The sequence below is a fragment of the Plantactinospora sp. CA-290183 genome (assembly GCF_050936375.1).
Classification (GTDB): domain Bacteria; phylum Actinomycetota; class Actinomycetes; order Mycobacteriales; family Micromonosporaceae; genus Plantactinospora.
On sequence record NZ_JBNJMX010000007.1, the window covers coordinates 199,038 to 214,783 of the forward strand.

The following is a 15,746-nucleotide window of genomic DNA, read 5'->3' on the forward strand; positions in this document are numbered from 1 at the left end:
GTGTCCATCGGAACGACCGAGACCGTGGAGATCAACGGCAACCGGCTCAACGTGGAGGTGCTGGGCGACGCGCCGGGCAAACCGACGATGATCGTCCATCACGGCGCGCCGGGCCTGGGTTCGATGGCGGAGCCGCGCGCCTCGTTCGGGCCGTTCGCCGACGACTACCGGGTGGTGGTCTTCGACGCCCGGGGCTCGGGTGCCAGTGAGGGCAGGGAGCCGTTCACCCACGAGCAGTGGGCCGCCGACGTGGACGGGCTGCGCCAGTGGATCGGTGCCGAGCGGATCGTGATGGCCGGCGGCTCGTACGGCGGCTTCATCGCGATGGAGTACGCGATCCGCTACCCGGAGCGGGTCGCCGCGCTGGTGCTGCGGGACACCGCCGCGGACAACGCCAACCAGGAGCTGGCGCTGCGCAACGCGCTCGCCTCCGCCCGGGTGGAGATCGACCGGGTGAAGCTGGACCGGATCATGTCCGGCACCGTCCGGGACGACGCCGACCTGCGGGACTGCTGGGCGGAGATTCTGCCGCTCTACGACCACGACCTGGACTGGGAGAAGGTCCGGCAGCGGGTCGCGGACACCCCCTACCGGTACGCCACGCACAACTTCGCCTTTGCCGTCAACCAGCCCAACTACGACATCAAGGCTTTGCTGCCGGGCATCTCCTGTCCGACCCTGGTCATCGTGGGCCGACACGACTGGATCACCCCGGTGGAATGCAGCGAGACGATCGCCGGGCTGATCCCGGGCGCCCGGCTGGTGGTGTTCGAGCACTCCGGACACTCCCCGCAGACCGAGGAGGCGGAGCGGTTCCAGCGGGTCGTCCGGGAGTTCCTGGCGGGCGTACCGGTGCTGCCTTCGTGATGCCCGTCGAGATGTACGACCTCGATCCCATCGACCGGCGTATCGTCGCCGCGCTCCAGGTCAACGGCCGGGCGAGCTGGACCGACATCGCCCAGCTCACCGGCACCTCGGTGACCACGGTGGCCCGCCGGGCGCAGCAGCTGCTCGCCGACGGCCTGGTCAAGGTGGCCGCCGCCCCGCAGCCCGGCGGCGGACCGGCCGACCTGCTGATCGTCCGGATCCGCTGTGCGGCGGGCAGCCAGCTTCCCGCCGCACAGGCGCTGGCCGCGATGCCGGAGATCCGCTTCGTCGCCCTGGTGACCGGGGTCTACGACCTGGTCGCCGAGGTGCTGGTGCCGAAGGGGACCAGCCTGCACAGCGTGCTGCTCAACGGGTTGCAGAGCATCCCCGGCATCCAGGGCAGCGTCGCCGACCTGCGGCTGCACACCTACAAGTCCACCCACGAGTGGAGCCGGCACCTGCTCGGCACCGGCAGTCAGCCCGTCGCACCGCCGCCGGTGCACGACTGCCCGCCCGCGCACCTGGACGAGCTGGACGAGCGGATCATCTCCGCGCTCCGTGAGGACGGCCGGACCAGCTTCCAGTCCGTCGCGCTCGGCCTCGGGGTCAGCGAGAGCACCGTACGGCGCCGGTTCGAGGCGCTCTACGGCGCCGGTTGCGTACAGGTGATCACGCTGGTGCCGGCGGCGGCGCTGGGCTTCGAGGCGGAGATCCTCTTCTGGCTCTCGGTGGCGCCGTCCCGGCTGGACGGGGTCGCCCGGGAGCTGGCCGCGCTGCGCGGGGTGCGTTACGTCGCCGCCACCCTCGGCCAGGAGTCGCTGATGTGCGAGGTGATCCTGCCGAGCCACGCCGACGTCTTCGAGTTCACCACCAAGACGCTGGGCGGGATCGATGGCATCCAGGCCTGGACGGCCGGGGTGCAGCTGCTCACCGTCAAGCGGGGCTTCGTGATCACTCCGTGGGCGGCCCGGCGGCTCGCCGCGGAGGGCGTCGGCGCGACCGCCACACCGCCGGAACCGCGCGGCGGCACGACCGCCGGCAGCGGCCGGGGCACCCGCAACCGCCGGGCCGCCGCCCCCTGAGGTCCTCCCCCGCCGGGCCGCGACCCTCGGCCCCCGACCCGGGGCCGCCGGTCACCAGGGGCCGAAGACCCGATCCCCGGTGGCGGAGATCGCCGCGCAGAGTTCGGCCAGGTCCGCGCCGGTGGTCTCGGCCAGCGACCGGACGGTGAGCGGGATCAGGTACGACGCGTTCGGCCGGCCCCGGTGCGGCATCGGGGTGAGGTAGGGCGCGTCGGTCTCGACCAGGATCTGGCCCAGCGGGGTGAGCCGGGCCGCCTCGCGCAGTCCGGCCGCGTTGCCGAAGGTCACGGTGCCGGCGAAGCTGAGCAGGTAGCCCCGGCGGACACACTCGGCGGCGAACTCGGCGTCCCCGGAGAAGCAGTGCAGCACCACCGTCTCCGGTGCACCCTCGTCGTCGAGGATCCGCAGCACGTCCGCGTGCGCGTCCCGGTCGTGGATCACCAGCGGCTTGCCGTACCGCTTGGCGATCGCGATGTGCGCCCGGAAACTCGTCTCCTGGGCGGCCCGCCCCTGCTCACCGGTACGGAAGAAGTCCATCCCGGTCTCGCCGATGCCGCGTACCCGCTGCTGCGCGGCCAGCGCCTCGATCTCCCTGAGCGCCTCGTCCAGGTCGGCCAGCCGGGGGGCGTCGTTGGGGTGCAACGCCACCGTCGCCACCACCGCCGGCTGCCGGGCGGCCAGTTCGGCACCCCACCGCGACGAGGCCACGTCGACGCCGACCTGGACCAGCCGGTCCACCCCTACCCCGGCGGCTACCCGCACCGCCGCCGCGATCGGGTCACCGCCGGCGTCCCCGCCGGGCGGGGTGCCCGCCTCCGAGATCGTGATGTCCAGGTGGGTGTGGCTGTCGATCACCGGTACGGGGAGCGGCTCCGGCACGGGCGGAAACTCCCCGGCCCGGCGGGCGGCCCGCTGCCGGCGGGACTCGGTCTGCTCAGTCATCGCCGCCAGCATCACACACCCGGTTGACCGGCCACGGAACCGCCCGCTCCACCGAACCGGTGGCGCACCGCCGACCGAACCGGTGGTCGACGGCGAGCCGAACCGGCAGAGTCCCGCCCCGCGCCCGGCCAGGTTCCCGGCCGGCAACCCGCCGTTCACCGTGGCGGCGGATACCGGCCCTAGCGTCAGCGCGGTGAGCGTGACCCCGCGGGCGGGCCAGGCACCGCAGGCGCCGGCCGGGTTGCGCGTGCGGTACGCCGGCACGAGCCACCCGGCGGCGGCACTCGGCCGCGGTGCCGCGTACGAGCTGTTCAGCGCCGATCCCGCGCCGGGCTTCGAGCCGGACCGCCGGCCCGGGGCCCGCTATCCCTGGCACCGGTACGCGCACGCCAGCGAGGTCGCGCCGCTGCGAGACGGCGGCGGGCCGGTGGTCGCGGCTCGGACCTCGACCGGGTCGACGGACCCGACGGACCAGCCGCTGACGGCACCACTGAACCGGGAGGTGGGCTGGGCGGAGATCCACCGGCTCGGCCAGAGCCCGGCGTCGGCCGACGATCCGCTGCTCACGGCGGTACGCGGCTCCGCCACGATCCGCCGGGGCACGCACATGGTCAAGGTGCTCTCCGCCGCCCAGGTCGCCGGGTTCCTGCGCGGCTGGCTGCCGTACGGGTTCTGCCACCGCGAGTACGACGTGGCCCACCTGCGTACGCCGGCCGACCTGGCCCTGCTGCGGACCGACGCCGACGCCGGACGCGGCGTGCCGGACGTCGGCTACCTGCTGCGCTGGCGGGCGATCGACCCGGTCGACTACGTGCTCCCGACGGGCCCGGAGCACCGGGGGCTGGTCACCATGCCGCCGCAGGACCGGGCCGGGCCGCCGGTGCTCGGCACCGGCTTCACCCCGAGCGGCCGGCATCTCGTGCCGGAGTTCGTCACCCGGGACTTCGCCGACCTGCCGCTGCCGGCCAACGCGACGCTGCTGGCGCACACCGTCGACGGCGACGAGGTGGTGCTCTACACCTACCAGCCGGAGCAGCGCGGCTGGTTGCGGATGGCCGGTCCGCGCTGGCGCCACCTGCTGGCCGCGCTGCCCGGCGTCGCACCCGACCAGGAGTACGTCTCGACCGCCGACGCGGTCCGCTCCACCCTGCTCGTCGGCGGCTACCGGGGCGGGGAACACGAGGCGGTCGCCGACCCGCCCGGCGAGTTCCGGGTGCTGGCGATGACCCGGGCGGCGCGCTACCCGGTCGAGACGCTGGTCCGCCGCGCCCGGTACGCCAGCTGGCGGCAGACCCGGTGTCTGGTGCTGCGCGAGGAGTCGGGCTGGCTGCGGCTGCGGCTGTGCCGGCCCGACCCGGACAATGTGGCCGCGCTCGGCGCCCAGTGCTACGAACGGGGCGTCTACGAAGCCTGGGCACCGGCGGTGGAGGTCGTGGACGGCGGGCTGCTCGACCAGCCGTACCCGATCTGACCGACCGGGCCGGGATGCCACGGACAGACCCGGTGTACGCGAGGATGTCACGGTGGCGGCCGTAGTGATCGCAGCGAGCGGTGGAAGAGTGTGAACGCCCCGCCTGCGCCCCTCGATCATGACAAGGCTCGGGCGGCTCTTGCCGAGGCTTGTGGCGCTGCTGGTCTCGATCCCGCTGCCGCCGAGCTCATCCGCCTCGGAGACAACGCGGTATTCCGGCTGCGTGGGGTACCGGTCATAGCGCGAGTAGCCCGTTCGGAGAAGCAGCTTCCGGGCGCCAGACGCGAGTTACTGGTTTCCCGCTGGTTGGCCGCAGAGAACATTCCGGTTGTCCGTCCACTGGATGTACCGCAGCCGATACTGGCTCAGGGCCGGGTGGTCGTGTTGTGGGAGTCCGCCTCCGACAGCGAGGCCTACGGCACGACGGCCGAACTGGGCGTCGTGCTTCGCGCACTGCATACGCTCACCCCGCCACCGGGGCTCTCGCTGCCTTCGTTGGATCCCTTCGCTCGCGCCTGGCGGCGCATGGACACACTCGACGCCGTGTCCGAAGACGACCGAACTCTTCTCCGCGGTCGGCTTGTCGAACTCGAAGAGTCCTACCACGCGCTGGCCTTCGACCTACCGATCGGCGTCGTCCATGGTGATGCCAACGTCGGGAACCTCATACGTGACCGGGACGGGCACCCACTGCTCGCCGACCTCGACGGATTCAGTCACGGGCCACGCGAATGGGACCTCGTGCTCACCGCGCTCTATTACGAGCGGTACGGCTGGCACAGCCGGACGGAGTACCGGGATTTCATCGACGCGTACGGTTACGACGTGATGCCGGCAGACTCGTACCGAACACTGGCCGACCTGCGCGAGCTGCTCATGGTGACCTGGCTCGCCCAGAACGCGCCGCACGACCCACGCGCCATGGCCGAGCTGACCAAGCGGATCACCACACTCCGGACCGGGAGCGGGCACCGGAACTGGCAGCCGTTCTAGCCGGCGGCATGGCAGCGGCATGATTCAACGCTACTGAATTGGATTGGCCGGTAGTGGCAGCACGAGAACGTCCATCGGCGGGATGAGTTTCGGTCGAATCATTCCGGCCTGCTGCCAACCCAACTGCTCGTAGATCCGCCGAGCCGGCGCGGCGGGGTTGCTCGCCAGGATGGCATACGGCTCGGGTCGGTCAGCGAGAAGCGCGCTCAACAGGCGGCGCCCGACGCCACGCCCCCGGTACGGCCCGCGGACCATCCACTCAGCGATCATGAACTTCGGCACGCCGTGGACGTGCGCGGGTGGCTCACCGACCTGCGGTTGCAGCCACTCCCCAGCCGACATCGTGTGCCCGTACGCCGTGCCGACCAACAGGCCATCGACGTCCACGGCGCGAGCGAGCCTGAAACCCGGTTGGCCAAGATGTTGCCTGAACCAGCGCCGGAACTGGGCCACGTGTTCCGGCCCCTCCTCGTACGGCGGCTCCGCGTACACCTCGGCATACAACTCTTGAAGGACACCGATCAGTGGGCGGACCTCATCCGCATCAAGCAGGCCATACGCGACACCCGACATCGCGGAACGCCTACCGGGCGGGCTGGGCGGCGAGCCGGTCACGCAGTTCCGCGACCTCCGCGCGGCGCCGCTCCCGCTCGGGCACGACCGCGACGACCTGGCGGGCAACCTCGTAGAGCAGCGCATTGTGCCGATCGGCGGGCAACTCGTCGAGCACCTCGGTGGCGTACCGCAGTCCGTCGGGGATCTGTCCGGACCGGACGAGGCAGTTCGCCCGATGCATCTGCAACTGCGCGCGCTCACGCGCCAGGTCGGCCGGATACAGCTCCAGGGCCCGGTCCTGGGCAGTCATCGCCTTCGTGACCTGCCCCGTGAAGGTATAGACATAGGACTCCGTGTAGCGCAGCCGGACCTCGGGCCAACCCAACATCGATTCGGCGTCATTGATCACCGGGCCGGGCAGGCGGTCGGTGATTTCCTCCACCGCCCTGATCGCCACCGTGGCTTCCTCAACCCGACCCACGGCCGCTAGTGCCTGCGCCCGGCCCGACAGCACTCCGGCCGTACCGCAACAGGCTCGACCGTCTGCCATGGTGATCGTCTCGTCGGCCAGGTCGAGGATCTGCCGGACGGGGCGGCGTTCATAGGTGCCGTTGACGACCTCCCAGTCACGCACCCAGATCCGGGTATCGAGGTCGCCGGACTGGTCGGCCTGGCGCCGCGCGGTGCGCCACCATCGGCGAGCCAACCCCACCTGCCCCGTTGACGTGAGGGCCATGGCCATGATCACCGCGAGCTGACCAGCGGAACGTAACAGGTCGCGGTTTCCGGGCTCCGCCCCGATCAGAGGCTGGAGGACGGCGAGATCCATACCGAGTTGCCCGACGAGCGTGGCCGGCGCGGTGACGTAGAAGTCCCGGGCGTAGTCGTTCGCGATCAACTGCCACTCGTCAGGGCCGGTACCGGCACCAGTGTCGAGCCACTGGCGGATCGCCTCCACGGCCACTGCCGGAGTGGACGCGCCCAGAGCCAAGGCCATGAGAACGGTACGCCGCTGCATATCGTCACCTGCCGCCCTGGTGTCCACTTGGTAAGCCGCAACGAGCGCGCCGTTGGCGCTGAGGGTCTGGTCGCAGATCTCTGCCCAGTCGGGCGAGCATCGCCGTTCGCCGCGCTCGATCTGTCCAACGTAGCCGAAATCAATTCCGGCGATCTCCGCGAAGCGGCGCAGCGACAGGCCGCGCTCACGGCGCAGCCGGCGGAGCATCTGCCCGAACTCTTCCACGGCCCCTCCTGCGCTGGTTGTGGGCGGCTGTGCGGCCCACAGCGGACCACTGCTCACTGCTGTCGATTGAGCTGACTGTCTGTGACGGTATCCGCACGAGATCGCGATGGCTATCCCGGCGGGGTGGCTTCGCTCCTGCGAATAACAGGTCAGCTACCACTCGGGGATCGGCCGGGACCGGTGTCGTCCCCCGTACACCGGTCCCGGCCCCCTGACCGGGTGCGGCGGTCGGTGCGGATTGGCCCGGCCGCCGTGCCCCACAACGAAGGAGGTCTGCGGATGAAGCTGTGGACTCGGTGGCGCACCCGTCGCCGCGAGAGAGTCGCCGCCGAGGCCGAACGGGCCGCCCGTGAGCGGGACGCCGCCGAGGCGGAGGCCACCCGGCGACGGCTCCTGGAGCTGGCCAGCCGGCAGCCGCACGGCTCGGACAGCGGTCCGGAGCGGGCCGACTGGACCTGGAACGGCCCCACCCTCGTCCACGGCTTACCGCTGCTCACCCATGGGCAGCGACGGCAGTACCACGCCACGTCATGCTGACCCGGGTGTGGCGCCGGCTGCGGCGTTCCCGACAGTCGGACCCGCCCGACCGCCGGTGGAACAGCCGGTGCTGGCGCCGTCTCGGGAACTGGCGATGAGGAAGCGGCTGCCGGTCGTCACGCCGACCGTCGAGATCCCGGACGTGCCGGCCGAGACCCTGCTCCAGCTCCAGCCCGAGCAGTGGTCGCACTGCGCCACCGTGCCGGTCGGGACGTACCTCGAGGTGACCGTCGCCCGGGTCCACCGCAACGTGACCCGCCAGGACGGGGCCGGCCTCTGGGTCTGGATCGTCGGCCACGAACACCCCGGGTGTACGTGGGAGCACGTCGAACCGCACCCGCCCTGCCTGCAACTCATGGTCCGGGTCGACGTGCTGATCGCGGCCGCCCAGCGGCAGGACCCGCCCGGGACTGCCGGCGGCAACCGGTAGCCCGGACGCGACGGGCCCCGCCGTTCCGGGCGGGATGGCGGGGCCCGATCGCCTCAGGTTCAGTCGGCGAGCCGGGCCAGCTCCTCGTCCACGATCGACGGGTCGAGCTTGCGGAACACCGGCTTGGGTGCGGCCAGCGGCCGGCCCGCCTCGATCGGCACCGACTCCCAGCGCGCGCCGACGGTGTAGTCGCCGGTCAGCACCGGGTACGTCCCGTCGCCGTCGAGGTCGCCGACCTCCACGATCGACGGCATCGGCGCGTGTACGCCGGTGCCGCCCAGCAGCTCGTGCACCTTCTGCGCGGAGTGCGGCAGGAACGGCGTGAGCATGGTGTTGGCGTCGCTGACGACCTGGAGCGCGACGTGCAGGATGGTGCCCATCCGGGGCTTGTCCGCCTCGTCCTTGAGCTTCCACGGGGCCTGCTCGGAGAGGTACCTGTTCGCCTCGGCCACCACCCGCATCGCCTCGCCGATCGCCTGCTTCTGCCGATGCCGGCCGATCAGCTCGCCGACGGTGTCGAAGCCGACCCGGGCGGTGGCGAGCAGCGCCTCGTCCGCCTCGGTGAGCCCGGCCGGATCGATCGCCGGGATCGCGCCGAAGTTCTTCGCGGCCATCGAGATGGACCGGTTGACCAGGTTGCCCCAGCCGGCCACCAGCTCGTCGTTGTTGCGCCGCAGGAACTCCGCCCAGGTGAAGTCGGTGTCCTGGCTCTCCGGCCCGGCGACGGCGATGAAGTAGCGCAGCGCGTCGGCGTCGTAGCGCGCCAGGAAGTCCCGGACGTAGATGACCACCTGGCGGGAGGAGGAGAACTTCCGCCCCTCCATGGTCAGGAACTCGCTGGAGACCACCTCGGTGGGGAGGTTGAGCCGGCCCAGGTCGCCCGGCTCGCCGCCCCGGGCACCCTCGCCGTCGTACCCGAGCAGCAGGGCCGGCCAGATCACCGAGTGGAAGACGATGTTGTCCTTGCCCATGAAGTAGTAGCCACGGGCGTCCTTGCCTTCCTTGTCCGCGGTCCACCAGCGCCGCCACGCCTCCGGGTCGCCGGACCGCCGGGCCCACTCGATGGAGGCGGAGAGGTAGCCGATCACCGCGTCGAACCAGACGTAGATCCGCTTGTCCGGGCGGTCGCGCCAGCCCTCCAGCGGGATCGGTACGCCCCACTCCAGGTCCCGGGTGATCGCCCGGGGCTGGAGGTCGTCCAGCAGGTTCCGGGAGAACCGGAGCACGTTGGGGCGCCACCCCTCCCGGTTGTCCAGCCAGCCGCGCAGCGCCTCGGCCAGCGCCGGCAGGTCGAGGAAGAAGTGCTCGGTCTCGACGAACTTCGGCGTCTCCCCGTTGATCTTCGATCGGGGGTTGACCAGGTCGACCGGGTCGAGCTGGTTGCCGCAGTTGTCGCACTGGTCGCCGCGCGCCTGGCCGTACCCGCAGATCGGGCAGGTGCCCTCGATGTAGCGGTCCGGCAGCGTACGACCGGTGGATGGGGAGATCGCCCCCATGGTGACCTTGGGGACGATGTAGCCGTTGCGGTGCAGCGCCTCGAACAGTTCCTGCACCACGGCGTAGTGGTTGCCGGTGGTGGTCCGGGTGAAGAGGTCGTAGGAGAGGCCCAGCCCGTGCAGGTCCTCGACGATCACCCGGTTGTAGCGGTCGGCCAGCTCGCGCGGGGTGACCCCCTCCTTGTCGGCCTGCACCTGGATCGGCGTGCCGTGCTCGTCCGTGCCGGAGACCATGAGCACGTCGTGGCCGGCCATCCGCATGTACCGGCTGAACACGTCGGAGGGAACCCCGAAGCCGGAGACGTGGCCGATGTGGCGCGGGCCGTTGGCGTACGGCCAGGCAACCGCCGCGAGAACGTGACTCATGGAAAGCAAGCCTAGTGACCGCCGTTCGAGGACCGCGAACCGATTGTCACTCCGGTCCTCGGCGGGGCGGCCAGAGGTGACTATTGGGGGTAAAGATCATGTGACTACCGGATATTGAGACTGATTTCCAACTTTTTCTCTTTCGACACGCGCGTCCGGCTGCCCGGACCCGACACCGTCCCGTAGTCCAATGGAGCGGTGACGGGCAGCTCAGGTGGGGTGACGGGCGGCTACGACGAGCAGCGTCCGGTGGAACCGCGCCGCCCGGAGGCCGGGCCAGAACCTCGTGGCGAATCCGGCCAGCGGCAGGTACGCGCCGACAGCGACGCGGTCGTGGCCGCCGCCGGGGGTGCCGCCGCCGGCAGGGCGGGCGTCGACACCGGAACCGCCGCGGACACCGGAACCGTGGTCAGCGCCGGGTCGGCGACCGGCCGGGTCCCCACAGCTGGCACCGCCCCGCCGGCCGGTGCGGCCCCGCCCGGCGGCACGACACCGCCGTCCTGCGGCACCGCGCCGGCCCCCGCGCCCCGCTCCGCGGCCGGCGGGGCGCCGGATACGCCCCCCGAGGACGGGCCCCCGGCCGCCGGCCCCTTCGGCGGTGCCGCGCCCGCGTCCCCCTGGCTCAGCGCCCCCGGCCCGGCACCGGGCCCACCCGGGATCGAGCCGACCACGGGCGCTCCGTTCGCCATGCTTCCGCAGCGTGCGCCGCGGGCGACCGTACCGTCCGGGGCGGCGACCTGGGGCGCGTCGCCGCCGGCCGCCGCGCCCGGCCTGGACGCCGAGCCGGACGGGGACGACGACTTCTGGCTACCGATCGAGGAGGTGCACTGGGACGGCACCCCGGTGCAGCCGACGCCCCGCACCTGGTTCGGCCGGCCCCGGATCTCGGCCGCGGAGAAGGCCCGTCCCCGCCCGGCCAGACCACCCGGGCCACCCCGGCACCCGGCGCCGGGGCTCGCTGGCGCACTCCTGCTCGCCCTGCTCGCCAGCTTCTTCGCCTGGGTGAGCGCCGAGCCGTTCTGGCTGGCCGTCGGGCATGGCGACCGGGGCACCGCGACGGTGACCGGATGCGCCGGCGTGGGGATCGGTCAGCACTGCCGTGGTGACTTCAGCGCGGTCGCCGGCGGCCGTACGGTCCGGGACGTCCGGCTCGTGGGTGTGGGCGGGGACAGCCGGGAGGCCGGCTCGCGGATGTCCGCCCGGATGGTCCCGGACAGCCAGAAGGCGTACGTCGGCGCCGGCACCGCCCTGCTGCACCTGCGCTGGGCGCTGGGGCTCGCCCTGGTGCTGGTCTGCGCCATCGGGACCGGCTGGGTCACCGGCGCCCTGCGGCTGGCCGACCGCCGCGCCCGCCGCCGGGCCGCCCTGGTCAGCGTCGCCGGCCCCCTACTCCTCGCCGCCGGCTTCCTCACCGCCGCCTACTGACCCCCCGCGCCCCCACTCCCCGCCGCCCCGCCCCGCCCCCCGGCCGGCGCGTCCGCGCAAGATCGGCGTGATCAGGGAGTTGGACACGCGACGCGCCGACGACACGCGGGAACCACTCCCTGATCACGGCGATCTAGGTCGTGTCTCGAAGTGCGTGTAGCCACTCGTTGATGGCGGTGACGTGGATGGTGGCTTCGTAGCGGACGGCCAGCTTGTCGTATCGGGTGGCCAAGGCCCGGTGGCGTTTGAGCCGGTTGATGCCGCACTCGACGGCGTGGCGCTGGCGGTAGACCTCGGGGTCGAAGGCGGGTGGCCGGCCGCCTGCGGAGCCTTTGGCGCGGCGGTGCGCGTCCTGGTCGACCTTGCTCGGGATGCAGGCCTTGATCCCACGGCGGCGCAGGTGGGCGCGGTTGGCGCGGGACGTGTAGGCGCGGTCGGCGATGACCCGGTCGGGTCGCACGCGGGGGCGGCCGGCGCCGAGACGGGGCACGCGGATACCGGCCAGCACCGCGGCGAACTGCGGGCTGTCACCGCGGTGCCCGGCAGTCAGCAGCATCGACAGCGGCCTGCCGCCCTGCTCGCACGCCAGGTGCAGCTTCGTGCTCCACCCGCCGCGGGAACGCCCGAGGGCGTGGTCGACCGGCTCCGTCACCACCCCGCCCGGCGGCTCGGTCTGCTGCTGAGGGCACCGGCGTGCGCCGGCGGCGTGCTGGTGGGCCCGAGCGATGGTGGAGTCGACGCTGACGTCCCAGGTGATCAACCCAACCGCGTCGGCGCGGGCCTGCAACCCGGTCACGATCTGCTGCCAGATCCCGGCCCGCTGCCACCGTCGAAACAGCGCATACACCGCTTGCCAGGAGCCGTAACACGCCGGCACATCCCGCCACGGCGCACCGACCCGCACCCGCCACCGGATGCCGTCGATGAGCTGCCGCTTGCCCCACTGCGACGGTCGACCTGGCCGCTTACCCGCAGGCAGCAGCGGCGCCAGCACCGCCCACTGCGCGTCGGTCAGGTCATGCCGCCTCGTCACCGCTATGGTGGCCACGAGGTCTCCGGTATTCAGGTTCTTCTTGGTCGAAAAACCCTCTACCGGAGACCTCGCCGTCTATCGATCACCGACACGCCGCACCCGACTTCGAGACACTGCCTAGCACCGCGATCTGTTCACGGCGATGTTGGGGGGTGGACGACGGCGTAGACGTCGCGGCGGCGCAGGCCGTGTTCGGTGGCGACGGCGGTGATCGCGTCGCGTCGGGACGTACCGGCGGCTTCCCGCTCGGCCACGGCGGCCCGCAGGTCGGCGTCGGCCGGGCGGGTGGCGGCGACCTGCGGGGCGCCCCCGACGACCAGGGTGATCTCGCCGCGCGGCCCGCCGGTCGCGGCCCAGTCCGCCAGCTCGCCGAGCGGTTGCCGGCGCACCTCCTCGTAGGTCTTGGTCAGCTCGCGGCAGAGCGCCGCCGGCCGGTCCGCGCCGAACGCCTCGGCCAGGTCGACGAGCGTGCCGGCCACCCGGTGCGGTGCCTCGAAGAAGACCAGCGTGCGCTCCTCGGCGGCCAGCGCCCGCAGCCGGGCCCGACGGGGACCGCCGGTCCGGGGCAGGAACCCCTCGAAGCAGAACCGGTCGGTGGGCAGACCGGAGAGGGCGAGCGCGGTGGTGACGGCGCTCGGGCCGGGCGCCACCGTGACCGGCACCCCCGCGTCCAGGGCGGCCCGCACCAGCCGGTAGCCCGGGTCCGAGACGCTGGGCATGCCGGCATCGGTCACCAGCGCCACCAGCGCGCCGCCGAGGGCGGCCTCGACGAGATCGGGGGTACGCCGCTCCTCGTTGCCCTCGAAGTAGGAGATGATCCGGCCGGGGATGCTGATGCCCAGGTCACGGGCCAGCCGGGTGAGCCGCCGGGTGTCCTCGGCCGCCACGATGTCGGCCACGGCGAGGGTCTCCCGGAGCCGGGTCGAGGCGTCGCCGGGGTTCCCGAGCGGCGCCCCAAGCAGGACAAGCCTCCCTTTATCGGACATAACGCCCACGCAGCTTTCCTCTCATCGATGGCCGTCATCGCACGTAGCGAGCGTCGTGCCCCGTTTCACACCCTGGCAGCCTACGATCACGTGGTGACTCTGGCGTCGACAGCGCAGACCGAGAGCCCCCAGGCCACGCAGCGGTCGGCCGGGCCCGCCGCCGAGCCGGCCTCCGAGCTGGCCGGCGAGCCGTCCGCGACCGAGCGGTCCGATCGCCCGACCGGGGGCATCCCGGGGGTGATCCGGCGCCGCCTGGCCCCGTTCGACGCCCGCCTCGATCCCTGGTCCTGGCTGGCCACCGGGGTCGTCGTGGCGATCGCGGCGATTCTGCGACTGGTCGGGCTGAGTCATCCCAAGGGCAAGATCTTCGACGAGATCTACTACGCCACCGACGCGCACAACCTGCTGACCCGGGGCGTCGAGTGGGACGAGAAGAACAACACCGCCGCGTACGTGGTGCACCCGCCGCTCGGCAAGTGGATGATCGCGCTCGGCGAGTGGATCTGGGGCTACAACGAGCTGGGTTGGCGCTTCGCCGCCGCGATCGTCGGCACGCTCTCCGTACTGCTGATCGTGCGGACCGCCCGCCGGATGTTCCAGTCGACCGTGCTCGGGTGTGCCGCCGGCCTGCTGATGGCGTTGGACGGCTTCCACCTGGTGCTGTCCCGCACCGCACTGCTCGACATCTTCCTGATGTTCTTCGTCCTCGCCGCGTTCAGCGCCCTCGTGCTGGACCGCGACGCGCGGCGGCGGCGCTGGCTGCGCGCCATGGAGTCGGGGCTCGACCCGGGCCGGCCGGGACGGGCGGGCCGACCGCCGTTCCGGTTCGCCGACGGGGTGCCGTGGTGGCGGCTGCTGGCGGCGGTGCTCCTCGGCTGCGCGGTCGCGGTCAAGTGGAGCGCCCTCTACTTCGTGCCGGTGTTCGCCCTGCTGGTGCTCTTCTGGGAGGTCGGCGCCCGCCGGTCGGCCGGGGTACGCCGGCCCTGGCGCGACACCCTGCTCGACGAGAGCGGCTGGCTGCTGCTCGGCGGGGTGCTGCTGGTGCTCACCTACCTCGCCACCTGGTCGGGCTGGTTCCTCAGCGACATCGGCTACCTCCGGCACTGGCGGGCCGACAGCGGACGCTCCGAGTTGCCCGTCCTCGGCGCCCTGCAGAACCTGTGGCACTACCACCAGGAGGCCTACCGCTTCCACAACCAGCTCGACGACAAGCACACCTACCAGTCCTGGCCGTGGCAGTGGCTGCTGCTCGGCCGGCCGGTCGCCTTCCACTGGTCGGACCAGGGCGCCTGCGGGGCAGCCTCCTGCGCCTCCGAGGTCCTGCTGCTGGGCACCCCGATCCTGTGGTGGTCGTTCCTCCCGGCCCTCGCCGCGCTCGGCTGGCTGGGCATCGCCCGCCGGGACTGGCGGGCCACCGCCATCCTGCTGCCGGTCGCCGCCGGCCTGCTCCCCTGGTTCTGGTACGCCCTGCAGGGGCGCACCATGTTCTCCTTCTACGTCGCCCCGGTCGTGCCGTTCCTCATCCTCGCGGTCACCTACGTGCTGGGCGCGCTGACCGGCCCGCCACCGGTGCCGGCGACGGCGGGGCGCGCGGGTGACGCCGCCGAACCGGACCCGGCCGGCGGGGACGACGGCTCGGGGCGGGTGAGCGACCGGCGCATGGTCGGGGCCATCGTGGCCGGCGCCTACGTACTGCTGGTCGCCATCTGTTTCGCCTACTTCTATCCGATCTTCGTCGGACAGCTCATGGCGTACGCGGACTGGTCGAGCCGGATGTGGCTCGGCGGCCGGTGGATCTGATCCCGGTGACGACGCTCTGACCGTGGCTCCGCGCACGGCCGGGCAGGCTCACGGCGGGACTCGGGAACGGGCTCACGGGCGGGCTGGCCGGGCGGCGCCGGACGTCACAGTGGACGCTGCCCGGACGGCGGTGGGTCCGGGAGGTGGCAGGGGCCACGGACAAAGGTGCGCGCCCCGATCGCCTGCCACGGGGGAAGCGGGCGATTGGGGCGCGCACCAAGGAGCTTAACCACCCCGGTTCACCCGCACAACGGGTGGTGTTAAGTCAGATTTCCGACCCACGCGTCGCCGAGCAAAGCGGGCGGATCGGGCAGAGCACCCGGACGGGCATCAGCCACCCGCGCACGGTGAGCGCGCGGGCCCGGTACCGCCCGTGCGGCGGTGCGTTTCGCTTCACGTTCGCCGCCGCCGCACCCGAAATCGTCGGCATGGTTACAAAAATGTTGCCGTTACCGCTCATCCACCGGCCCCGTTTGACGCCGTAGAACGGGCAGTGAGCCGCCGCCATCGGGGCCGGTGT

At 72.3% G+C, this 15,746-nt stretch carries 14 protein-coding genes; 8 read left to right on the forward strand and 6 right to left on the reverse strand.

The annotated features are described in order from the left end of the window. Window positions 1-867, forward strand: a complete 867-nt coding sequence (locus tag ACQEUR_RS15495) for an alpha/beta fold hydrolase (protein ID WP_433030877.1) — start codon at window positions 1-3, stop codon at window positions 865-867. Continuing rightward, the gene (locus ACQEUR_RS15500) at window positions 867-1,949 is read left to right on the forward strand and encodes an Lrp/AsnC family transcriptional regulator (RefSeq protein ID WP_433030880.1); all 1,083 of its coding nucleotides are present in this window, start codon (window positions 867-869) and stop codon (window positions 1,947-1,949) included. Before ACQEUR_RS15495 ends, ACQEUR_RS15500 begins: the two co-directional genes overlap by 1 nt. Before the next feature lie 51 nt (window positions 1,950-2,000). On the opposite strand, the gene ACQEUR_RS15505 is transcribed toward ACQEUR_RS15500, so the two are convergent. Further along, complete coding sequence (locus ACQEUR_RS15505) at window positions 2,001-2,903, reverse strand: TatD family hydrolase (protein ID WP_433030883.1); 903 nt, start codon at window positions 2,901-2,903, stop codon at window positions 2,001-2,003. Window positions 2,904-3,084: 181 nt separating this feature from the next. Here ACQEUR_RS15505 and ACQEUR_RS15510 point away from each other — a divergent pair, with 181 nt between their 5' ends. Together ACQEUR_RS15510 and ACQEUR_RS15515 are read left to right on the forward strand one after the other, a co-directional pair. Next, window positions 3,085-4,362, forward strand: coding sequence for a hypothetical protein (locus ACQEUR_RS15510; RefSeq protein WP_433030886.1), 1,278 nt, complete (start codon window positions 3,085-3,087; stop codon window positions 4,360-4,362). A 90-nt stretch (window positions 4,363-4,452) separates the two neighbouring features. Next, a complete protein-coding gene (locus ACQEUR_RS15515; RefSeq protein WP_433030889.1) occupies window positions 4,453-5,355 on the forward strand; it encodes a phosphotransferase enzyme family protein in 903 nt (300 codons plus the stop codon). 30 nt (window positions 5,356-5,385) lie between these two features. On the opposite strand, the gene ACQEUR_RS15520 is transcribed toward ACQEUR_RS15515, so the two are convergent. Continuing rightward, on the reverse strand, window positions 5,386-5,928 hold the full coding sequence (locus ACQEUR_RS15520; protein ID WP_433030892.1) for an N-acetyltransferase family protein: 543 nt from the start codon (window positions 5,926-5,928) through the stop codon (window positions 5,386-5,388). A 10-nt stretch (window positions 5,929-5,938) separates the two neighbouring features. Continuing rightward, the gene (locus tag ACQEUR_RS15525; RefSeq protein ID WP_433030895.1) at window positions 5,939-7,153 is read right to left on the reverse strand and encodes a helix-turn-helix domain-containing protein; all 1,215 of its coding nucleotides are present in this window, start codon (window positions 7,151-7,153) and stop codon (window positions 5,939-5,941) included. Window positions 7,154-7,432: 279 nt separating this feature from the next. Between ACQEUR_RS15525 and ACQEUR_RS15530 the strand changes: the two genes are divergently transcribed. Together ACQEUR_RS15530 and ACQEUR_RS15535 are read left to right on the forward strand one after the other, a co-directional pair. Then, window positions 7,433-7,690 (forward strand): hypothetical protein, encoded by a 258-nt coding sequence (locus tag ACQEUR_RS15530; protein WP_433030898.1) that lies wholly within the window; start codon window positions 7,433-7,435, stop codon window positions 7,688-7,690. A 94-nt stretch (window positions 7,691-7,784) separates the two neighbouring features. Further along, a complete protein-coding gene (locus tag ACQEUR_RS15535; RefSeq protein WP_433030901.1) occupies window positions 7,785-8,120 on the forward strand; it encodes a hypothetical protein in 336 nt (111 codons plus the stop codon). A gap of 59 nt (window positions 8,121-8,179) precedes the next feature. Here ACQEUR_RS15535 and metG read toward each other — a convergent pair whose 3' ends face one another. Next, window positions 8,180-9,982: a methionine--tRNA ligase gene (metG, locus tag ACQEUR_RS15540; RefSeq protein ID WP_433030904.1), complete on the reverse strand. Its 1,803-nt coding sequence runs from the start codon at window positions 9,980-9,982 to the stop codon at window positions 8,180-8,182. 198 nt (window positions 9,983-10,180) lie between these two features. Between metG and ACQEUR_RS15545 the strand changes: the two genes are divergently transcribed. Then, the gene (locus ACQEUR_RS15545; RefSeq protein WP_433030907.1) at window positions 10,181-11,407 is read left to right on the forward strand and encodes a hypothetical protein; all 1,227 of its coding nucleotides are present in this window, start codon (window positions 10,181-10,183) and stop codon (window positions 11,405-11,407) included. A 133-nt stretch (window positions 11,408-11,540) separates the two neighbouring features. Here the strand turns inward: ACQEUR_RS15545 and ACQEUR_RS15550 are convergent, their stop codons facing one another. Further along, a complete protein-coding gene (locus ACQEUR_RS15550) occupies window positions 11,541-12,455 on the reverse strand; it encodes an IS5 family transposase (protein WP_433028324.1) in 915 nt (304 codons plus the stop codon). A gap of 119 nt (window positions 12,456-12,574) precedes the next feature. Further along, entirely contained in the window at window positions 12,575-13,426 is an 852-nt protein-coding gene (rsmI, locus tag ACQEUR_RS15555; protein ID WP_433031049.1) for a 16S rRNA (cytidine(1402)-2'-O)-methyltransferase, read from the reverse strand. 27 nt (window positions 13,427-13,453) lie between these two features. Between rsmI and ACQEUR_RS15560 the strand changes: the two genes are divergently transcribed. Then, window positions 13,454-15,226, forward strand: coding sequence for a dolichyl-phosphate-mannose--protein mannosyltransferase (locus ACQEUR_RS15560; RefSeq protein WP_433030909.1), 1,773 nt, complete (start codon window positions 13,454-13,456; stop codon window positions 15,224-15,226). Window positions 15,227-15,746: the final 520 nt, after the last annotated feature.